This is a genomic window from Sporomusa sp. (assembly GCF_035561155.1).
GTDB lineage: Bacteria > Bacillota > Negativicutes > Sporomusales > Sporomusaceae > Sporomusa.
Window position 1 is genome coordinate 1 of record NZ_DATMYD010000068.1, and the last position, 21,420, is coordinate 21,420.

At 46.4% G+C, this 21,420-nt stretch carries 22 protein-coding genes; 5 read left to right on the forward strand and 17 right to left on the reverse strand.

The genetic code is table 11. From position 1 onward, the window contains the following. Positions 1 to 175: 175 nt before the first annotated feature. The gene (locus VN447_RS07815; RefSeq protein WP_325524467.1) at positions 176 to 373 is read right to left on the reverse strand and encodes a YwbE family protein; all 198 of its coding nucleotides are present in this window, start codon (positions 371 to 373) and stop codon (positions 176 to 178) included. A gap of 231 nt (positions 374 to 604) precedes the next feature. Between VN447_RS07815 and blaOXA the strand changes: the two genes are divergently transcribed. Both blaOXA and VN447_RS07825 read left to right on the forward strand, forming a co-directional pair. After that, positions 605 to 1,408: a class D beta-lactamase gene (gene blaOXA / locus VN447_RS07820; protein ID WP_325524469.1), complete on the forward strand. Its 804-nt coding sequence runs from the start codon at positions 605 to 607 to the stop codon at positions 1,406 to 1,408. Between the two features lie 113 nt (positions 1,409 to 1,521). After that, entirely contained in the window at positions 1,522 to 2,208 is a 687-nt protein-coding gene (locus VN447_RS07825; protein WP_325524470.1) for an FHA domain-containing protein, read from the forward strand. A gap of 7 nt (positions 2,209 to 2,215) precedes the next feature. Here the strand turns inward: VN447_RS07825 and VN447_RS07830 are convergent, their stop codons facing one another. From VN447_RS07830 to VN447_RS07855, 6 genes are all read right to left on the reverse strand, one after another. Continuing rightward, positions 2,216 to 2,467, reverse strand: coding sequence for a GIY-YIG nuclease family protein (locus VN447_RS07830; protein WP_325524472.1), 252 nt, complete (start codon positions 2,465 to 2,467; stop codon positions 2,216 to 2,218). A gap of 16 nt (positions 2,468 to 2,483) precedes the next feature. Further along, positions 2,484 to 3,032 (reverse strand): GDYXXLXY domain-containing protein, encoded by a 549-nt coding sequence (locus VN447_RS07835; RefSeq protein WP_325524474.1) that lies wholly within the window; start codon positions 3,030 to 3,032, stop codon positions 2,484 to 2,486. Further along, positions 3,022 to 4,317, reverse strand: a complete 1,296-nt coding sequence (locus VN447_RS07840) for a DUF2157 domain-containing protein (protein ID WP_325524476.1) — start codon at positions 4,315 to 4,317, stop codon at positions 3,022 to 3,024. The genes VN447_RS07835 and VN447_RS07840 overlap by 11 nt, the downstream gene beginning before the upstream one ends. A gap of 75 nt (positions 4,318 to 4,392) precedes the next feature. After that, positions 4,393 to 6,561 (reverse strand): DNA helicase RecQ, encoded by a 2,169-nt coding sequence (gene recQ, locus VN447_RS07845; protein WP_325524478.1) that lies wholly within the window; start codon positions 6,559 to 6,561, stop codon positions 4,393 to 4,395. A 24-nt stretch (positions 6,562 to 6,585) separates the two neighbouring features. Then, positions 6,586 to 6,921: an arsenate reductase family protein gene (locus VN447_RS07850; protein ID WP_325524479.1), complete on the reverse strand. Its 336-nt coding sequence runs from the start codon at positions 6,919 to 6,921 to the stop codon at positions 6,586 to 6,588. Between the two features lie 25 nt (positions 6,922 to 6,946). Continuing rightward, positions 6,947 to 8,854 carry an ABC-F family ATP-binding cassette domain-containing protein gene (locus VN447_RS07855; protein ID WP_325524480.1) on the reverse strand — a complete coding sequence of 636 codons (1,908 nt, stop codon included), beginning with the start codon at positions 8,852 to 8,854 and terminating at the stop codon, positions 6,947 to 6,949. A 179-nt stretch (positions 8,855 to 9,033) separates the two neighbouring features. Here VN447_RS07855 and VN447_RS07860 point away from each other — a divergent pair, with 179 nt between their 5' ends. After that, a complete protein-coding gene (locus tag VN447_RS07860; RefSeq protein ID WP_325524482.1) occupies positions 9,034 to 10,362 on the forward strand; it encodes a DEAD/DEAH box helicase in 1,329 nt (442 codons plus the stop codon). Here the strand turns inward: VN447_RS07860 and VN447_RS07865 are convergent, their stop codons facing one another. The 3 genes from VN447_RS07865 to VN447_RS07875 form a co-directional block, all read right to left on the reverse strand. Further along, positions 10,363 to 12,378, reverse strand: a complete 2,016-nt coding sequence (locus tag VN447_RS07865) for a DNA topoisomerase III (RefSeq protein WP_325524484.1) — start codon at positions 12,376 to 12,378, stop codon at positions 10,363 to 10,365. 173 nt (positions 12,379 to 12,551) lie between these two features. Beyond that, positions 12,552 to 13,727 (reverse strand): DEAD/DEAH box helicase, encoded by a 1,176-nt coding sequence (locus VN447_RS07870; protein WP_325524486.1) that lies wholly within the window; start codon positions 13,725 to 13,727, stop codon positions 12,552 to 12,554. A 149-nt stretch (positions 13,728 to 13,876) separates the two neighbouring features. Continuing rightward, complete coding sequence (locus VN447_RS07875; protein WP_325524488.1) at positions 13,877 to 14,656, reverse strand: inositol monophosphatase family protein; 780 nt, start codon at positions 14,654 to 14,656, stop codon at positions 13,877 to 13,879. 126 nt (positions 14,657 to 14,782) lie between these two features. Between VN447_RS07875 and VN447_RS07880 the strand changes: the two genes are divergently transcribed. Next, on the forward strand, positions 14,783 to 15,100 hold the full coding sequence (locus VN447_RS07880; protein WP_325524490.1) for a hypothetical protein: 318 nt from the start codon (positions 14,783 to 14,785) through the stop codon (positions 15,098 to 15,100). Positions 15,101 to 15,170: 70 nt separating this feature from the next. Here VN447_RS07880 and VN447_RS07885 read toward each other — a convergent pair whose 3' ends face one another. From VN447_RS07885 to VN447_RS07900, 4 genes are all read right to left on the reverse strand, one after another. Then, positions 15,171 to 16,529, reverse strand: a complete 1,359-nt coding sequence (locus VN447_RS07885) for a PFL family protein (RefSeq protein WP_325524492.1) — start codon at positions 16,527 to 16,529, stop codon at positions 15,171 to 15,173. Positions 16,530 to 16,547: 18 nt separating this feature from the next. Beyond that, positions 16,548 to 16,817: an ACT domain-containing protein gene (locus VN447_RS07890; RefSeq protein WP_325524494.1), complete on the reverse strand. Its 270-nt coding sequence runs from the start codon at positions 16,815 to 16,817 to the stop codon at positions 16,548 to 16,550. 143 nt (positions 16,818 to 16,960) lie between these two features. Next, on the reverse strand, positions 16,961 to 17,887 hold the full coding sequence (locus VN447_RS07895; RefSeq protein ID WP_325524496.1) for an NAD(P)/FAD-dependent oxidoreductase: 927 nt from the start codon (positions 17,885 to 17,887) through the stop codon (positions 16,961 to 16,963). Positions 17,888 to 17,901: 14 nt separating this feature from the next. Continuing rightward, positions 17,902 to 18,660, reverse strand: coding sequence for a flavin reductase (locus VN447_RS07900; protein ID WP_325524498.1), 759 nt, complete (start codon positions 18,658 to 18,660; stop codon positions 17,902 to 17,904). A gap of 138 nt (positions 18,661 to 18,798) precedes the next feature. On the opposite strand from VN447_RS07900, the gene VN447_RS07905 reads away from it, so the two are divergent. Continuing rightward, positions 18,799 to 19,008 carry a DUF896 domain-containing protein gene (locus VN447_RS07905; protein WP_325524500.1) on the forward strand — a complete coding sequence of 70 codons (210 nt, stop codon included), beginning with the start codon at positions 18,799 to 18,801 and terminating at the stop codon, positions 19,006 to 19,008. A 64-nt stretch (positions 19,009 to 19,072) separates the two neighbouring features. On the opposite strand, the gene VN447_RS07910 is transcribed toward VN447_RS07905, so the two are convergent. The 3 genes from VN447_RS07910 to VN447_RS07920 form a co-directional block, all read right to left on the reverse strand. Then, positions 19,073 to 19,459, reverse strand: coding sequence for a DUF1540 domain-containing protein (locus VN447_RS07910; RefSeq protein ID WP_325524501.1), 387 nt, complete (start codon positions 19,457 to 19,459; stop codon positions 19,073 to 19,075). Between the two features lie 186 nt (positions 19,460 to 19,645). Next, positions 19,646 to 19,879, reverse strand: coding sequence for a hypothetical protein (locus VN447_RS07915; RefSeq protein WP_325524503.1), 234 nt, complete (start codon positions 19,877 to 19,879; stop codon positions 19,646 to 19,648). A 202-nt stretch (positions 19,880 to 20,081) separates the two neighbouring features. Next, on the reverse strand, positions 20,082 to 21,389 hold the full coding sequence (locus VN447_RS07920) for an APC family permease (protein ID WP_325524504.1): 1,308 nt from the start codon (positions 21,387 to 21,389) through the stop codon (positions 20,082 to 20,084). Between the last annotated feature and the right edge of the window lie 31 nt (positions 21,390 to 21,420).

Here is a 21,420-nt window from a genome sequence, read left to right on the forward strand (position 1 = left end):
GGATCGCGGCACTGGTATCCTTTTATTTGCGTACTTGTACTCGATTTTGCCCACAACCGACTTTTTGCCCCAAACGGCTCTGCACCGGGATGGTATTACTGCTTAAAACATGGCATTCTTCAGTGGTTTCGAACCGTCCCCATGAGTCAGACTCACGGGGACGGTTCTCTTGAGTCTATCGATTTAACACTTCCTGAACCCTGCCAACAACTCCGTCTGTTAGCCGGACTTTGATGCCGCGGTGATGCACGGCGCTGCTTGTCAGAATGTCTTTTACTATTCCTTCAGTTAGCTGACCTGTCCGTTGATGAGGTTTTTGAACAATCTTTACTCTAGCGCCTGGTGTAATATTTTTTCGCTGTGTACCGTCCATAATATACTCCTATCCTGCCTATCGCTCATTTCAATGCAGCACAGGCACTTTCTATTACTATCAACTGCTGTTGGGGGAACAGTTCACTGAATTAGTATGAATCTCAGTTCCCTTTCCATATATTATTGTAATTGTTTTTTAATTATCCGTCTATTTATTCCACCCCTTGCACATGTTACTATAGATTTAGGGCCCTGGCCAGGCAATATTTGTTAGTAAGGGGAGATCTGAGTGAAACGTTACCTAACGATAATCTTTTTAACCATCATTTTCTGTTTTAACTCTCTTGGCTCCGGGCAGGCCAGCAGCAGCATAATTCGCGACGATTTGAATAAGTTTTTTACAGGTTATGAAGGAACATTCGTTTTATATGACGAAGATTCCGATCGATATACGATTTATAACGAGCAGCAAAGCGGTGTCAGACTTAGTCCCTGTTCTACTTTTAAGATATTCAATTCGCTCATCGGTCTTGAGAGCGGCGTCCTCGACAAAGAAGATGTATTTACTCTGATCAAATGGAATGGTCAACAATACCCTTTTCCGGCCTGGAACCGTGACCATACCCTGTCATCTGCTATTGCCAATTCTGTTGTCTGGTACTATCAAGAAGTAGCCAGAAGAGTCGGCAATGATCGTATGGAGGAGTACATCAATAAGCTTCAATATGGCAATCAGGATATCAGTGGCGGTATTGACCAGTTTTGGCTAAGGTCAAGTTTAAAGATATCTGCCCGGGAACAAGTTGAATTACTAAAACAGCTTTATAATGATAAGCTGCCGTTTGCACCAGACAACATGGCTGTGGTTCGAAAGATTATTGTTCTATCTACAAGCAATGACCTGGTTCTCTCAGGTAAAACAGGTTCAGCCTATCAGGATGGTCAGTATAGTTTAGGCTGGTTTGTTGGCTGTGTTGAAAAAAATGGTCATAAGTATTTCTTCGCGACTAATATTCTAAATGGTCAAGACGCTCATGGCGGCAAGGCCAGGGAAATATCAAAGTTGATCCTAAAAGAACTGGATCTGCTTTGATGGAAAAGTCACCGTTTCACACGGTGACTTTTCCTGCTTATATATTCTTCATTAAGAATCTGCGCCAGGGGTTTAGCGATTCTTTAATGTGTCCTATATAGAGAGGAGTAGCTATGGCTAATTATCTTGTATTAGAAAAGGGATTTCCTTATGAGCCTGGGTATAAGATAGGGCTTAATCATGAGCAAGTTGTACTAGGCCGCGCCGGTCACACCGAGAAGCCTGATATTAGCTTTGAAAACAAGTTCATATCTCGCAAACACTGCTTACTCCAAATCAACGAAAATGAAACCGTTTTGACTGATTTACACAGCAAACATGGTACGCTGGTTAATAAACAACCAGTTACTCCCGGCATGCCAATTGCGCTTAAGCATAATGATAAAATTATTCTCGCTCAGGGCGCTGTTGTGCTGCGCTATATTAGTCCGGAAAACCCTGACGATGCAACACTGGAGCTTAGCAATACAAATTATCATTCAGCCCTGTCTTTACCAGACACAGGAAAGCTAAAACTAGATATCCAGAAAAGGCAGTGTTTTGTCAACAGCAACAGAATTGCCCTTTCTCCAAAAGAATGGCAACTACTGCTACTACTATATTCGAATTTTAACCAGACTGTCCATTATGATCATATCAGAACTAACGTATGGCCAGAGCGGATACTTACGGCCAATGAAGTTCCTAATGTCGGTCTTGATGAAATAAATCTGCTAATATACCGTTTGCGCCAAAAGCTTGGCAGCCAAGGCAACCTAATTAAAAATAGCAGAGGCGTAGGCTGTCTTTTAGAATTGTAAGCAATAGTTAAGCTATTGTAAAACCAGCAACAAGCACTTCCTTTGCTTTGCGGCTCATGCATTTTATTGCACATTCCCGTTTCCGGGCCTGGCTTTCATTGGGCTGAAGTTCATAGTAGATCAAGGCAACAGGCAGACGACTGCGGGTATACCGGGCGCCATTGCCTGAGTTATGCGCTGCCACCCTTGTTTCAAGATTGGTTGTCCAGCCTGTGTAGAAAGTGCCGTCAGCACATTGAACAATATACGTATATGCCATAAATATTCAATAATCCTTACTGCGACTGCCGCAAAAATTCATAAAGCGTTTTTTCACCAATATATAGCTGCTCGACAACGCCATAGCCATCTTTGATACGGACGGCCGCAACCCCTGTTTTGCCAGCGCTCTTCCGATAGGCGTCTTCGGCAGCAGGTGCCAGGTCTTCAGGTAGATAATACCGTGTAAACGGCAAGATCACATGTGCGGTATTTTGACTATTGGCATATGCCCTAACTTTTACATAGGAGCCTTTTTCCGGACGGTTGACGCTAACCCCGCTGATGTACGCTTTACCCTCTGCGTTCTCATCAATAATGGCATATACCATCTGTCCCATTATCAAGTTGTCATGATCGATAATCGGGCCGGCGTTTTCCTTAAATCTAAGGTCAACATAGCGCCCCTTGAAAGCATCATACGGGTCCACCGGAGCTGTTTGCCAGTAAAACTGGCGTCCGGTCTGCAGAACGTTTTCCCATCGCCAGGCCATGTACAGCGGTACAGCTGCCTGAAGCAAGGCAACACCGATAAATAAACTAAGCAGCAGTTTCTTACTTTTCATTTTGCCACCCCGCTTTGCGGCGAACTAAAACCACATTGGCAACAAGAAAACCGATGCCAATTAAGACAAATATCACTCCGCGCACGACAAAACTTAAATCAATATCAAAAAAACGGGCAACAATCAGCGCTGTCATCATGATCATACCAAGATTTACAATGCCAAGGCGGTGTTCCCGCACCCCTTTAGAGATAATACTGATGCTCAGCCCCAGCATATAACCGTTCAAAATAATTGCAGCTCCTAAACCACTTCTATCATAAAACTGGACTAGATACGCCAGTCCAACGACACAGGGTATCAAAGAGAACTTCCTGGATTCCCTGTCTGTTCTCTTGACCAGCATAAGATTACCGCCAATCACCATGACCAAGAGTACAGAGGCTATTAAATAGGATACCGGCGGCACCGAGTTCCAGCCTGAGGCTACATGCCGCCAGACGTCATTGAAGGTCAGGATAAAAGTTAAACCGATACTCCCGGCCAGACCTATTGCTTTAAACGGCATGCACCAGCCGTGGTCCGGACTGGTAAACCATAGCTCTCCGGCCAGATACGTTAGGCCAAATAACGCGCTATAAATGAGCAGCCCCAGCCGGTCCAGATAGCCTGAAAAAGCTGCTGCAAAACAAAAATAGAAACAGATCGTCAAGACCCACGACAAAATAACGGTCGTATTAGCATAGCGGCTGTTTTTTAGCAGCCCCCAATAATATGGCATAGCTACACCGAGTAATGCCCAGATGAGCTGCTTGCCTATACCAAAATGACCCCCTGTCCAGAAAGTTATTCCGACAGTATACAATATTGCTACACTGACCGCATTCATTAAGTATATCAAAGGCAGCGACAGCAGCATCCAGGTAAGCAGAAAGGCATCAGTGTCTTCCACCAAATGGTAGGTCTGCCCGACTAACGCCATCGCTGCGCCAACCATCAGCATCAGCAAGGTAGCTGCCCCTTCACGCCATGCTATACTGTCCCGTTTGAACCAGAGCACGCCTCCGGCAATTACCTGGGCTGCTACAAGCAGGCTAATTGAAATTGCCAGGCGGTTTATCTTGGTCAACTGAGCCCAGTTATGAGCCAAAATCAGGATAATGCCAAGCCCTACCAATAGAGCGCCAATAACGCCGAAGATAACGAGGAACGTCCTGGTCCCGGTGTTGTCAGTAACAGGGCCATAGTGATTTTTTATCCGTTCAGCGCTTTCAGCCGTAATGATTCCCTTAGCCACAAGTTCCGGCAACTGTTGGTATAGCCATTCCACCGCTTTTTTGTTCATAAGAAACTCTCCCGCTAAAAACGTTCATGAATCTGGTCTCTTACTCTAGCAATATAATATTCCTAGCTTACCCCTTTAATTCCCTGCAGCGTCGAAATGCTTGCATAACACCGCTTTAATTGCGGCATAGCTCACAGCATCAGGCAAGACGTCTTTAAGCGGCTTTAACTGTTTGCAACCAATCTCTTTTATCTTTACAATAATTAATTCTTCATACTGGACAGGGATAAGCCTATCCCAATCAACAATATGCCCTTCCTGGGCGCACCGAACCAGATGGTTTTGCACAGTGTTAATTGTCAAATCCCTTAATTGGGCAATCTCGGCCAAATCAGTCCCCTGCCGGTACATATCAAGTGTAACTACATGACTGGGTTCCGCCTCAGCTTTACTGCTGCTCTTTTTGCCGGCCGCCTTCGCCTTTTTTGCCGGCTCATGGTCGATTGCTGCAGTTGTACTGCCAGCGACAGCGATATTCTCTGCTAGATATTTGGTTATAACCGCTAAGAATTCTCCGCCATATTTCTGCAGTTTTAGCTCGCCGACACCCTTGACTTGCCGCATGGCAGTAAGATCTGCCGGGCGGTGCTGGCTCATTTCCCGTAAGGTTGTATCGGCAAACACGACAAACGGCGGTACACCTTCCCGCTCAGAAATCCGCTTACGACACACGCGCAGCAGCTCAAATAAGGTATCATCAGCAACCGGCTGGCGTTCAGTAAATACCTTTTGCCATACTTGAGCTTCACTTCTAAGTACAGTCATTGCCTCAGGCTCTAGCTTTACCACTGGATACTCACTTTCGGTCAAGCGCAGATACCCTGTGGCTACCAGCCGCTGCACTAATGTCTTAATATCCTGCAGCGTGCGTTCGGCCATCAACCCATAGGTCGGCAACCGGTCAAAGCCCAGTTGCTGGACTTTTTTATTTTTAGAGCCTTTAAGCACATCAGCAATCACAGAAATGCCAAAACGCTCTTTCATACGGTAAACGCAGGAAAAGACTTTTTGGGCATCTACTGTAATATCCACCTGTTCACCGTCAGCAGTGCAGTTGCCGCAATGACCGCAGCCTGAGCCTACTGCCGGTTCGCCAAAATAGCTCAATATATATTGCCGCAGACAGTCAGGGGTATGACAGTAATCCACCATCTCCTGCAGTTTCTTAAGTTCATGCTGTTTGCGCTCAGGATGTTCTACCGACTTATCAATCAAAAATCGTTGTAAGAGCGGGTCCTGCGGCCCGAACAGCAGGATACATTCACCCGGTTCGCCATCCCGCCCGCTGCGCCCAGCCTCTTGATAATACGATTCCATATTTTTCGGCATGTTATAGTGCACAACATAGCGTACATTGGATTTGTCGATACCCATGCCAAAAGCATTTGTCGCCACCATAACCCGGATATCGTCATAGAGGAATCGCTCCTGCTGAGACATGCGTTCATCATCACTTAACCCGGCATGATACCGGCCGGCGGCATAGCCTTTTTTACGCAGCAGCTCATATAAACCATCAACCTCTTTGCGGGTTGCCGCATAGATAATACCTGATTGGTTGGTATTTGCCTTAATATATTGCAGAACAAACTGCTGCTTGTTCTCGCCGCGCATGACTGTAAAGGACAAATTAGGCCGGTCAAACCCTGTTATATGGACCTGTGGCCAATGCAACGCCAGTAAGCTCGAAATATCGGTCTTAACCTCGGGTGTTGCCGTGGCTGTAAATGCACCAATGACTGGACGATTGGGTAAATTCGCAATAAATGTGCTAACGTTCCGGTAGCTTGGTCGGAAATCATGGCCCCATTGTGAAACACAGTGGGCTTCGTCAATCGCCAGCATACTGATGTTAAGTTCACCTACTGCCGTTTGAAACCAGTCGGCAGTCAGTCGTTCAGGAGCTACATATACCAGCTTATACCGGCCGGCACGCATATGCTGCAGCCGCCTCCCAGCCTCTGAGCCTGTCAGTGAGCTGTTGATAAAGGTAGCCGGTATCCCCTGTTCGGTTAGCGCATCCACTTGGTCTTTCATAAGCGAGATAAGCGGTGAAACCACGACCGTAATACCTGGCAATAGCATCGCCGGGATTTGAAAGCACAGTGATTTTCCCGCCCCGGTGGGCATAATAGCTACAGTGTCCTTACCATTAAGCAAACTGGCAATAACTTTAGCCTGTCCTGGCCGGAATTCGTCATAACCGTAATATTTTTTTAGCACTTTGCGCGCCATTTCTAGCATATGTTCTTGTCTCCCATTTATAAATTAGCTCCAGCTCCCCCAAATTTCAGGGCAATAGCCAACTGTAGCTTTGGCGCCGTTCCGTACTACCGGGGTCTTTAACAGCAGCGGATGAGTAAGCAGCATCTCTTCCACATTATGTACCAGATACTTCAGATTGCGTTTTTCATATTCTTTGCCGGTTTTATCAATAAGGCTCTCCAGCCCGCCGACTGACACCCTCACTTTATCCAGTTCACCCTTGCTTAAGCCGCGCACTGTTAGATCAATAAACTGAAAAGCTATTTTTCGCTCCTTGAAATAACGCTCAGCTTTTCTGGTATCCTGGCATTTTTTTATACCAAATATCTGTATGTTCATAGCGCGCTCTACTGACTCCTTTATCTTATCTGTTATTGAATTCTTCCACAAGTTCATTAAGATATGTCCAGCGGTTGAGCAGTTCGTCAAGCCGTCCTTCCAACTGCTGCTGCCTGCCGGTAAGCTCTTGCAGCAATTCAAAGTTACTGCCGGCGGTATTAAGACCTTCGGCCACCTGGGCTAGTTCTTGCTCAACCCCGGCAATTATCGCTTCTATCTGTTCGTACTCCCGCTGCTCTTTAAAAGACAGTTTATTGGGACGTTCTTTGGGCTTGTCCGCAGCAACCGGTCTCTTATCTGCAACACTTTTGGCCTTTTCAGCGGCGTCTGATTCAACTACACTGATTTTATCCTGATAGTCCGAATAATTCCCAGTATACTGTGTAATCTTGCCCTTGCCTTCAAAGGCAAATACTTTATCAACAATTCGGTCAAGAAAATACCTGTCATGAGACACCACAATGACAGCACCAGGAAAGTCGTCAAGATAATCTTCCAGAATGGTTAAGGTCTGGATATCCAGGTCATTGGTGGGCTCATCCAGGAGCAGGACATTAGGCGCACTCATCAACACCCGGAGCAGATACAGGCGGCGTTTTTCCCCGCCTGATAACTTAGCAATAGGTGTCCATTGGAGATTCGGCGAAAACAGGAAACGTTCTAAGAGTTGCGCTGCGCTGATCGTACCACCATCTGCCGTAGGCAAAAAGTGAGCTTCTTCTCTAATATATTCAATAACCCGTAGATCTTGGTTCATTTCGCTGCTTTCCTGAGAAAAATAGCCGATTTTTACGGTCTGGCCAACTTCCACTTTGCCGTTGTCAGGAGTCAGTGCCCCGGCAATCATATTGAGTAATGTGGATTTGCCGCTACCGTTAGGCCCAACTATCCCTACCCTGTCATCCTTGAGGATAATATAGTTAAAGTCATTGATTAGGATGTTGCCGCCAAAGGCATGGCTGATATGCTCTAGCTCGACAGTCTTGCGGCCCAGCCGGCTGGCGCCGACAGTTATCTCCAATTGGCCATTACCGGCTTCCGGGGTCTGGGCGCTGAGCTCTTCGAATCTTTCGATTCTGGCCTTTTGTTTGGTGCTGCGCGCCTGTGCCCCGCGTCTGATCCAGGCCAGCTCATTTCTTAATATATTTTGACGTTTGCGTTCACTGGCTTCCAATTGTTCTTCCCGATCAGCCTTGGACTCCAGGAACCTGCTATAGTTACCGGTATATGTATACAACTTGCCTTTATCCAGTTCAATGATTCGGTTTGTTACCCTGTCAAGGAAGTACCGGTCATGGGTAATCATTAAGAGTGCGCCTTTACGTTTGTGCAGATACTGTTCCAGCCAGGCTACAGTATCGTTATCAATATGGTTGGTCGGTTCATCCAAGATTAACAAGTCGGCTGGATTAATGAGCGCACTGGCTAACGCCACCCGTTTTCGCTGACCACCGGACAGAATGCTGACACTTGCCGCAAAATCAGTAATCCCCAGCTTGGTAAGAATAGTCTTGGCGTCGCTTTCAAGCTGCCACGCATTTTGGGTATCCATCTGCTGTGTCAATACAATGAGCCGCTTTTGGCGTTCAACATCTGCTGGATAATGCTGAGCCTCGGTCAAAGCTTGCTCATACTCTCTTAAAACCTGCATTACCGGTGAATGGCCTTTAAATACTTGCTCAAGTACTGTGGCCTTGGCATCAAATTCGGGATTTTGCGGTAAATATTCTATCTGTACACTGCTGCCAATCATTATTTTGCCTGAGTCTGCTTGCTCTACCCCGGCGACAACTTTTAAAAATGTTGATTTCCCTGTGCCATTGACCCCAATCAGACCGATTTTATCCCCGTCGTCAACGCCAAAGGTAACCTGGCCGAATAAGACTTTCTCGCCATAAGTTTTGGACAGGTTTTCTATTGATAGTAAGTTCATATTACAGTCCTTTTTGTTCAATTTTCTTCATTCTAACACAAATCTCAGGTTTATTGAAGAAAAACTCTTTACTTTTATGGAAAATAGTAGTATATTATATTTTTATTCACGCATAGCCTCTCTGTGGCTTGCACAAACTGAACTAACGGCATATTTTCAGAAAAGAAAGGTGTTCTCTGATGTCGACAAACTTTTCAGCGTTAGGCATTCGCCCTGAACTGACTCAATTTTTAAAAGAATCTGGCATTACCCGTCCTACCCCTGTACAAGTACAAACCATTCCGGTGTTAATGGCAGGTAAAGACGTAATTGCCCAATCCCAGACAGGTACAGGCAAGACGCTGGCGTTTTTGCTACCAATTTTAGAAAAAATAAGGGGAGCGGCGCCGCATGTCCAAGCCCTGATTGTTGCCCCGACCCGCGAATTGACGCTGCAAATCACGGCAGAGGCAAAAAAAATCGCTGACGTACTTGATATTAATGTGTTATCTGTTTACGGTGGCCAGGATGTGGACGAACAAATTCGCAAACTGCGCGGGCACCCCCACCTTGTGATTGGCACTCCGGGCCGACTGCTCGACCATGTCCGCCGCAAAACGCTTGTGCTTTCAGGGGTATCAAAGTTGGTGCTGGATGAGGCTGACCAGATGCTCCACATGGGCTTTTTAGATGAGGTAGAGGAAGTTATTCAATTGACTTCTCCCAAACGCCAAACCATGCTATTCTCTGCCACAATGCCTCCGAAAGTCCGGGCATTAGCGACGCGTTACATGACTAAACCGGCAGATATCCACATTCAAACCCAGAACGTAACCTTAGATGAGATTAAACAGATTATCATTGAACTGCCTGAGGCAGGCAAGCTTGACAAACTCTGCAGCATGATTGATGAATCCCAGCCTTATCTGGCCATTGTATTTTGCCATACCAAAGACCGGGCCAAAGCTGTTAATACTGCACTCATTCAGCGCGGCTACAAATCTGATGAGTTACACGGAGACTTGTCACAGGCTAAGCGTACTCAGGTTATGAAACGCTTTAGCGAGGCTAAACTACAGATCTTAGTTGCAACAGATATTGCCGCCCGTGGCCTGGATATTGAAGGCGTGACCCATGTTTTTAGTTATGATATCTCTCATGACCCTGAAAGCTACATTCACCGCATCGGCCGAACCGGACGGGCTGGTCAAACCGGGACAGCCATTACGTTTGTTGCCCCAGGTGAACACCTATATTTGCGGATGATTGAGCAGGGTATTAAATCATCTATCGAAAAGTACAAAGCCAACGGCCAAAAAGTAATTAAAAACGCCAGCAAAAGCGTAATCGCTGCGGCACCGAAGAAGATTATAGAAAAACCAGTGGCTGAGAAGAAGACCGGTGATAAAAAAGTAGACAGCCATGGCGGAAATAATCTCCGAAGCCGCCGTAAACCGAAACCCGCTACGGGAGCCGCTGGCAGCAAAAAACATAGCGACAAACGTAAAATATCCAAGGGCAAGGCGTAATTAGCCTTGCCCTTGTCCTTGTCCTTTTGCCTGTTGTGGTATATCCGGCTTGTCATTCTTGTCATCATAGGAACCCCGGCAGGCCGGGTAGCGCGAACATCCCCAAAACTTGCCGTGCTTGCCGTTTCTTAACTGCAGTACCCCTTTGCGGCAACGCGGGCAATGATGCTCACCTTTTAGCGGGATGGCAGCGCCTTTCGCCTTAGTGCAAAGACTTGACGCAAAACGGGCCTGCTGCCCCAGGAAGGTGTCCAGACTCGCATTGCCGGCAGCCATCTGGTGCAGGATATCTTCCCACAAGGCGGTAAAATCAGGATATGTAATCTCTTCCGGCAGAATATCAACAAGCAAATACGCGGGTTCGGTTGGTTTGAGATATTTTTTCTTGGTTTCCTCCCGCAAAAAACCGCGTTCAGTCAGCTCTTTAATGATCGTGGCACGGGTAGCCTCCGTACCAATGCCTGCTACATCCTTGAGCTGTTTTTTTAGGTCTGGATTTTTTACATATTTATGAATTTCTTTCATAGCCGCCAATAAGGTGGCTGCCGTAAACCGCCCTGGCGCTTTCGTTGACTTTTTCTCAGCCGAAGCCTTCACAAATAAAGGCTGATCACCTTTTGCCATAGGTGGCAGTGTTGTGCTGTCATCCTCTTTTTTCTCTTCAACCTCGGCACTATACACTTCTTTCCAGCCCAATTCCTTGATAATCCGGCCATTGGCTGTAAATCTTTCACCGGCATAGTCCAGTTCAGCCCGCGTTTGGTCAAAGACATGCACTGGATAAAATTGGGCAATATAGGCTTGAGCAACAAGAAAATAGATATTCCTCTCGGTGTCGCTTAAGGTGGCAAAATTGCATCGCTCTACCGTTGGAATGATCGCATGGTGGGCTGTGATTTTTTTATCGTTCCAAGCCCGGCTTTTCGTCATAGGTTCGGCCTTGCCAGACCAACCTGCCAGTTCTGTGTGGGCCAGGCCGATTAGGTTTTGCAGAATCACTCCGGCATCATCATGCTGAGACTCAGGCAAAAATTCGCAATCAGAACGCGGATATGTTGTCAGTTTCTTCTCATACAGCTTCTGCGCTGTATCCAGCACCAGTTGCGGGTCATAGCCAAATTTCTTACCTGCCATAACCTGCAGTGTCGACAGAGCCAGCGGCAGGCGCTGCGGTTCCTTTTTTTCGGTTGTTTCGCATAAGATAACCGCCGCAGGTTCCGTGGCCGCCTGCAGCATTTCCAGCAAGGCCTGAGCAATGGACTTATCCGCTAGCCGGCCTTCAGTATCAAGGCCTGGCTGATTCTCCCGCGGCTTCCAATAAGCCGTAAACACGGTGTCATCATGCCCAAAATCAGCTTTGACAGTGAAGTAGTCAGCCTGTTTAAACCCTTCAATCTCACGTTCCCGGCGGACAACAAGCGCCAGCGTGGGGGTCTTGACCCGACCCACTGGCAGTGTAGTTCTGTGTCCTGCCTGCTGCGCAGCCAGGGTATATGCGCGGGATAGGTTCATACCAATAAGCCAGTCAGCGCGCGTTCTGGCCAGGGCCGATTGCTTCAGGTTATAAAAATCCTGGTTATCACGAAGACTGTTAATGGCTTTTTTGATACTCTGCTCATCAAGTGCATTTAAGAGAATCCGGCGTACCGGCTTCTGGTTATTTACATAGTCGAGTACTTCATCTATAAGTAATTGTCCCTCACGGTCAGGGTCACCGGCATGAACAATTTCGCTCGCCTGGTCAATCAAGTTTTTGATGATCTCAAATTGTTTTTTACAGGAATCGGCCACAAGCAGCTTCCAGCTTTGCGGAATAATCGGCAGATCCTCTGCTCGCCATTTCCCATACTTTGGGTCATATTCGTCCGGCTCTGCCTGACGCAAAATATGTCCATAGCCCCAAGTAATTATGCCGCCGCCTGTATTGATATATCCGTCTTTGCGGCTTACCGGCCCTGGCAGGCATTTGGCGATTTCGGCTGCCATGCTCGGTTTTTCTGCAATGTATAATCTCAAAGTCGCACCTCAACCATTCTTATATACCGTCTTACATTTTACCATAATCATTGGCGTATTTGCCACTAATAAGAGTAATCGGAATATTAATGAATCCATGGAATATCGGCGATAAATAATGCCGTCTGGACATTATTAAACGGTACTGGTTCACCAGTACCGTTTAGCATTGGTTATTTAGGCTTCTTGGCAGTTTTCTTATCGAAAACTTTACCGTGAGTAACGTGTTTGGGTAGCATTTTTATTTGTAAAACTTTCTCATAGCGATCAATTAGGGTAGCTTCCCGTGGTGTGATAATCGAGATAGACACTCCACTTTCCCCGGCCCGCCCGGTCCGTCCGGACCGGTGCAAATAAACCTCCGGGTCTTCCGGCAAGTCTAAATGAAAGACATATTCAACCCCTGGGATGTCAAGCCCCCGGGCGGCCAAGTCTGAGGCAACAAGCAGTTGAAGCTTAGCGCTGCGGAACCCTTCCATGGCTTTTTTCCGGTCTTCTTTGAGAAATTTTCCATGGATACCAGCCGCTATTAAGCCGTGATAGTTAAGCTTGTCAACAGTCAGTTCCACGTCATCACTGCGATTGATGAACACAAGGGCCTGGTCAATATTAATGCTATTGACTATTTTGCGCAGCACCTCAAATTTATCCCGCCGGTCTGATACAAAATATACATGCTCAATATCAGGCTTATTCTGGGTCTTACTCTGCTCTGATAGTATTTCAACAGGGCTGTGCATAAGTTCTTGCACCCGGCTCAGTGCTAACGGTGGTATTGTCGCCGAAAAGGCCAGCATCTGCCGGTCTTTTTGCGTAGTCTTGATGACTGCTTTGACATTGTCAGCGTTTTTATCATCAAGCAGCCGGTCTGCTTCATCAAGAATAATTGTTTTAATTGTCTGCGTGTTGATCTTCTTCTTTTGTACCAGTTCAAGGATTCGCCCGCTCGAACCTGTAATGATATGCGGCTTTTCTTTTAATTTATCAATTTGCCGCGTAATGTTGACATCGCCAATAATGGGGGTCGCAGTTACCGGCAGGCCTGAATTTTTTACCAATAATTCGATTTGCCGCTGTATCTGAATAGCTAATTCATGGGTTGGTGCGAGAATAAGAGCCTGCGTCTCGCGTTTAGCAGTATCAATTTTTTGAAAGAGCGGCAAAAGATAAGCCAATGTTTTACCTGTGCCAGTAGGCGATTGTCCAATAATGTCTTTGCCTGCCAGCGCTGCCGGTATAACTTCTACCTGGATGGCAGTCGGAACAGAGATGCCTGCAGTGGTTAGCCCTGCGGCCAGAGACGCTATCAGCCCTAATTGTTCAAAGTTTGTAGTCATAATTGTGTACATTCAACCTCCAGCTATTGCAACTGTTTTATCCGATGACCAAGCCGCTCTAAGACTCCCATCTTCTACAAGTGGGAGTTAAGAGCGGCTAAGTCCCTGGATAAGGTCGACTAAACTTCAGATGGGGTTAAAACCCCACCTGAAGCTAAGTCTCACTTTATCTCGTCATAAACTTGGCCCACTATGGTATTATTACCAGCAATAATGGAAACCTTCCTGTCTTCTCGGAAAGATATAACACTACCACCGGCTTCCTCCACCAGCAAAATTCCGGCTGCCGCATCCCAAGGCGAAAGATTTAGTTCCCAGTAGCCGTCAAAGCGGCCGCAAGCCACACTGGCCAAATCGTAGGCAGCTGAGCCAAATCTTCGTATTGCTCGCGTTTTTGGCAATAACCTGGTAAAATAGTTTATATTATTGGCTGGATGTTCTGCCACATCATAGGGGAACCCTGTTGCCAGCACGCTGTCCAGCAGTTGGGTTTTGTTTGAGACATGAATAGGCCGGTTATTTAAGAATGCACCTTGCCCGCGCACCGCATAATATAACTCGTCAAGGACAGGCGCATAAACCATGCCGAGAATCGTTTGTCCGCGATATTCAAGGGAAATTGAGATCGAGAATATCGGCAGCCCCTGGGCATAGTTTGTTGTACCATCCAGTGGGTCAATAATCCATAAATAGTCCGACTGAGCCTCCGACCGTCCAGACTCTTCAGCAAGTATTGCATGGGAGGGATAATATTCTTTGACAAAAGCAATTATTTTTTCTTCTGATTTTTTGTCAATTTCGGTGACAATATCAATAGCGGTTGATTTTACATCAAAAGCTAGATTAGCTCTCCCTAAGCTCTCCTTTTGGAGCTTGCCTATTTCTACAACAAGCTGTTTAAGCCTGTCAATCACGCTGAATAAATCAATCGTATGATCCACACTGATCACCCCATTTAATTATGTCCCTTTTTAGTCATTCTCATGGCTTAATTCAACGTTAGAGGGCTCAAACCCTTTAATATGGCAAGGGTACCCATTAAAATTGGAATATGGAGATGATAAGTAATGAGCAGTGAACCTATTTTAGAGTTTTATGAATCGCTGGGTTTTGAAGAAACAGAAATCGAGGATGGACTGATTGTGCTTGGCATTGAGCTTACCCCGGAAGGCAATTATGCCTTAATTACCGATGACGAGGGCACCATGCCGAAGAGCTTAAACCAGGGGGCCATCTTTGCTTACTACACACCTGACGGTTCCTTTCTCTGGAGCGCCAGCTTCAAAAGCTCGACTGCGTTTAAGGAACTGTGGACCGGAGCCCAAACAAACGAGGCCAGGCTTGATGCCATTGTAAAACACCGGGAGGCAAACGAAACATTCTAAACCCGGAATAAATCAAAAAAGGCGAGATTGCTTCATTATCGTAGCAATCTCGCCTTTATTATACTCTTTTTTAGTTAGTCAGACTGCGGATAGGGGCCGGAATTCTTCCGCCCCGGGCAATAAAGTCGTCTGATTTAAACTTACTAACCGGAATTATTGGGCTATAACCCAATAGACCGCCAAATTCAACAGTGTCGCCCACGGTTTTGCCCGGTACGGGGATAATTCGCACTGCCGTTGTCTTGTTATTAATCATGCCAATGGCTGCCTCGTCAGCAATAATTGCTGAAATGGTGGCTGCTGAAGTATCGCCAGGTACGGCAATCATGTCAAGACCAACCGAGCATACGCAAGTCATAGCTTCCAGCTTCTCTAAAGACAGACTGCCGCGCTCAACAGCAGCAATCATACCGGCATCTTCACTAACCGGGATAAAGGCTCCGCTCAGACCGCCGACATGTGAGGAGGCCATCAGGCCGCCTTTTTTGACTGCATCGTTCAAGAGTGCCAAGGCCGCTGTTGTGCCAGGCGCGCCACAGCTTTCGATACCCATTTCTTCCAGAATATGCGCCACGCTGTCGCCCACCGCCGGTGTCGGCGCCAGGGACAAATCAATAATACCAAAGGGATGGCCTAACCGCCGTGCAGCTTCCTGTGCCACCAATTGGCCAACACGGGTAATCTTAAAAGCAGTGCGTTTTATGGTTTCAGCTACTGTGCTAAAATCCCGCCCGCGTACATCTTCCAGTGCCCGCTTAACAACACCTGGGCCGCTTACACCGACATGAATAGTGGTTTCAGGCTCGCCCACACCGTGAAAAGCGCCGGCCATAAAGGGGTTGTCCTCAGGCACATTGGCAAATACCACTAATTTAGCACAGCCTAATGCATCTCTGTCTTTCGTTAGTTCAGCCGTACGTTTGATAATCTCGCCCATTTCGCGAACACAGTCCATATTAATGCCGGCTTTGGTTGAGCCCAGATTGACGGAGGAACATACCCGCTCAGTCACGGCCAAAGCCTCAGGAATAGAGCGGATCAGTATACGATCACCATTAGTATAGCCTTTTTCAACAAGCGCCGAGAAGCCGCCGATAAAGTTTACGCCTACTTCCTTGGCGGCAGCGTCCAGCGCCTGCGCCACTGCAACATAGCTATCAGAGCGACAGCTCTCGGCAGCGATAGCAATCGGGGTTACCGAAATACGTTTATTGATAATAGGAATACCGTATTCGGCCTCTATATCTTCACCGGTCTTGACCAGTTTTTCAGCAGTTCGGGTCACCTTGTCATAAATGTTTTGGCAAAGAACTTTAATATCGGGGTGGCCGCAGTCGCGCAGGCTGATACCCATAGTAATTGTCCGGATATCAAGCTTGTTCTCTTCGATCATGCGGTTAGTTTCATGGACATCCTGTAATGTGAACATAGTAAATTGTCCCCCTACCTATATACGGTGCATGCTGCGAAATATATCTTCATGCTGCACTTTAATCTCGAGGCCCATAGCAGCGCCTTTTCCTCCGAGCAATTGGCCCAGGTCTTTCAGACTGATAATGGACTGAGTCATATCGACCAGCATCACCATATTAAAGAAGCCCTCAAGTATGTTCTGATTGATATTAAGAATATTAACATTGTTTTCCGCCAAAATGTTGCTGACCATGGCAATAATGCCTACCCTGTCCTGCCCGACAATTGTTATGACCGTTTTCATATTCTCACACTCCATAAATATTGTATTATAGCCTTGATGGTATGATAATATTATACTCATTTTTCCGGAAAAGCCAAGTAAATGTAAAGAAAAAACACCTGCCGCACATGACAGGTGTCAGTTTGTACATATATTCTTACATTCTACCCTTTTGTTCTTAGCTTATGCAGCAGGTATTCATAGGCTACCAAAGCAGCTTTGGCACCATCGCCGGCTGCAATAACAATTTGCTTATCAGGCCCGTTGTTTACATCACCGGCAGCAAACAAACCCGGAATATTGGTGCGAGTGCGACAATCAGTAATGACTTCCCGATACTCGTTAAAGTTAAGTAGCCCTTCACAATATTCAGAGTTAGGCATTAACCCGATTTCGACAAATACGCCCTGCACATCAAGCTCGATTTCATTACTTTCACCGACCTTGACAATGACCAGCTTTTCAACCGCCTGAGATCCTTTAACCGCTTTAGTCGTATATCCTACAAACTCGATAACAGGCTGCTCTAGTTCCTTAAGTTTCTCGATAACGATGGGGTCAGCCTGATAATTGTTCAATAATGATATAAGGTACACCTTCTCAGCGACCTTACTGACCTCGATAGCTGCCTGTAGAGCTGAGTTGCCGCCACCAATCACGGCTACTGTCTTACCCGCAAACAGCGGGCCATCACAAGTAGCACAATAACTGACACCCCGTCCGGTGAACTCAGTCTCACCCGGCACTTCAAGACGGCGCGGCCGCTTGCCTGAGGCAACAATAACGCTTTCAGCCTGATATTCGCCCCCATCACTGGTTACAGTAAAGCTTCCATCAGGATTGACAGCAAGACCGGTGACTTCCTCAAATTTTATTTCAATGGGAAACTTTCTTACCTGCTCATCAAACTTCTCCATAAGCTCAGGTCCAGTGACAAACTGATAACCCATATAATTCTCAATGTCCATCGTCCACATCGGTTGTCCGCCAAACTCTTTCATCAGCATCAGTGCATTCATTTGCTTACGTGCCGCGTACACGGCAGCCGTCATCCCAGCCGGCCCTCCGCCAATAATGATCAGCTCATACAAAAGCCATCACCCTTTTAACGTTTACTCCTGTATAAACTATATGTCAGTGCCTCGGCATTTGCTACCATTCTTCCGGCAGTAACATCTGCGATAAATAAAGTATGACTTCCTATGTCTACCGTTTTTTCCGGCATTACCTTAGCTTCCACATAGGCAAGGCAATTTGTGAGAATGGGACAGCCGTTTTTCCCCAAAATATAGTCTACTCCCGCAAACTTATCGGTATCCCGACCAGATTTGTAACCAAACCGCCGGACAGCGTCTGTTTGTTCACTTCCCAGCATAGACACGGCAAATACACCGCTAGCCATGACATATTCATGTGTAAGATTGTTTTTATTAAGACAAATCGATATACGCAAGGGCTTGCTAGTCACTTGAAAGACCGTATTACAGCACTGCCCGTTGATATTATTATCCTTAATGGAACTAACTATATACAAGCCGTAGCTTATTTTATCAAGTGCCGAATGAGCGGTGTCCTGGCCTGCCTCAACCACTGCTTCTCTAGTTAACTGCACAGCCTCGTCCAGCAACAGCACAAATAATTCAGCCCCTACACCACATAATGGGCATTTGTCCGGGGGCATGTCTCCCTCATGAACATAATCACACACGGTGCACTTCCAGCGTTTTGCTGTCACCGGCCGCTCGCTAGCCGATTCTTTCTCTATAGCAAAATCTTCAGGCCCAACACCGCAAATCGGGCATTCTGCCGGGGGTTTGTCTCCTTCATGTATATAACCGCATACATTGCAACGCCACTTCTTCATATTCGCTCACCTTTCCCATCAAAAAAATCGACATAGTTTTCCTGTAATTGTTATTTTCAGCCTTGCTTGCACATTTGTCAATAATTTGCTAGTATTTTTCTATAACAATCTATTATTTAAAAAGTGAGGTACTCTCTAATGATAACCCCTGAAGTCATTGCCAGAATCAATGAATTAGCTAAAAAGAGCCGTGATACCGGTCTTACTGACAGTGAACGCTCTGAGCAGGCAGATCTGCGCCGCCGTTATATTGATCATATGAAAGCCCAGGTTAAAGCCCAGCTTGATTGTGTCAAGGTTGTTGACCATGATGATCACTGTAAGTGCGGTTGCCATAGCCAGCACTAGCAAAGGCAAATACGCCGCTAACATCCTGCGTCGATGTTAGCGGCGTATTTTTCACCTATTTAGATTATTTTGCAGATTCGAAAGTTTCACAATCAGTATCAACAGTTTTAGAGGCGTTAGGGCCAGCTACATGAATGTTCTCAGCATTGCAGTAGTTGCCGTTGTCCCAAAACTTGCATTTATTAACAAAGCATTCTACCGCCGGAGTGATTTGTGTGCCTTCCATAAAGGCGGCTGACATAGTGCCGCCGATATTGGCATTGTGAAAAGCGCCAATCATGTCGCCCATTGTTTTACGGTGATGGAAGGCTTTACACTGGGTATCCTGCGACGTAGCTGAAGTCGCTTTCATTTCATCATTATAAACGCTTATTTTTGCGGCCATACACTGATCACCAGGCATATAGTGGGTACATTGATCAACACTACACTTAACCATTGGATTGGACATAGTTGTTCACTCCTTTGTTTTTTTTATCCGATGACCAAGCCGCTCTAAGACTCCCATCTTCTACAAGTGGGAGTTAAGAGCGGCTAAGTCCCTGGATAAGGTCGACTAAACTTCAGATGGGGTTAAAACCCCACCTGAAGCTAAGTCTCACTTTATTATTTGTCTATAAGAAAGCTTTTATGCCATTTAAATTGTCACAAGCGCCAGCGCCACCCGGGTATCATAATCACACACCGGACAATATAAAAGATGGACACAGTGTCCCTCAGACTGAAACGGCAGTGACCCAGTTTCCACATATGGACTGTATGGGCCAAGGTAATTATTAAGTGAACCGCCGTCAATCATTTGGTGACCGCAATAAGAACATTTTTTATCAATCGCCTGCATTGCATTACACAGCGGACAAACCTTCTCCATGGCTTAACACCTCGTCACTAACCTTCACGGTTAGTTTGTTCACACAGCCTGCATTTTAATCAAACAAACAAACAGGTGTAAAAGAAGATTACCTCTTTTACACCTGTTTGGACTTTATCCGATGACCAAGCCGCTGTAAGACTCCCAGCTTCTACCTGTGTCCTTTGGGTACAAGTCGGAGTTAAAAGCGGCTAAGTCCACTTTATCTATTTCTTTTCAGAAGCATATACACCGGAATACCGGCAAGTGTGATAAAGAGTGCATACATAGCATCCCCGGGATTATTTGTCAGCATACTAAAGGCAATATACACTGAACCTAAGATAGCGATAGCAGGTACTACCGGATAGCCTGGAACACTATAGGGGCGTTTCGCATCAGGGTTGCGTTTACGCAAAATAAACACGGCGACAAATGCTAAGATATAAAATATCCAGATAATAAACATGGCCATATCGGTTAAACGATCAGGATCACCGAGCGTCATCAGGGCTGTCGCCAGGATGACCCCCAGAATTAGAGCATTGGCTGGCGCGCCCGACTGTCTGTGAACCTTTCCTAATATTTTTGATCCGGGCAAAAGGCCATTCTGTGCCATAGCGTAAGGTACCCGGGCTCCTGTTAAGATATAACCGTTAAGCGCTCCAAAAATCGAAATTAATATGCCGACGCTGATAAGCCTGCCACCCATTTCACCAAACAACAACCCGGCTGCCGTACCAGCGGCACGATTTCCCAAAAGGGCAATCTCAGAAGCAGGCAACAAATGAAGTAGGGCCATATTGACCGAAAGATAAGCAACAATGACAATACCTAAACCAACAATAATCGAGCGTGGCAATTCTCTTGCCGGATTCTTCATTTCACCGGCGACAAAACTGACATTTATCCAGCCGTCATACGCCCACAGAGTAGCCAAAATGGCTGCACCCATACCAGCAGTTTCTGCCACGCCACTTGGCATACTCAGAATCTGGCCGTTTCCTTTCCATAGACCAAACATCGCAATAAGCACAATCGGCACAAGCTTGGCCGCTGTCGACACCGACTGAATAAAACCGCCGTATTTTGTACCAAGCGCATTAACCCCACCTAAAAAAGCAACTGTCAAAATTGCCACAGGTAGTTTCCAGGTTTCCGGTAAACTAAAAAAAGGCAGTAGTAATGAGGCAAAATAAAGACCGAGCGCACCGGTTGTCGCCGGACCGTAAATTAAGGTCTGGACCCAGCCAAACAGATATCCCCACATCTTGCCATAGACTTCGTCTAGATAAGCATACAGACCGCCAGTTCTCGGAATCTGCGCCCCAAGTTCGGCTACAGTAAGCCCAGCAGCAATTGTAATAATACCACCTAATCCCCAGGCGATAAGCGCCATAGTCGAATCCCCGGCAGCAGCAATAACTTTACCGGGTTTCATGAAAATACCCGAACCGATTACCATACCGACGACCAGCGCCGTAGCAGCCAGCAAATTAAGATCTTGTTTCAAAGTAGGTTTCTGACTCATATAAACTCCTATCATTTTTATTAAATACTAT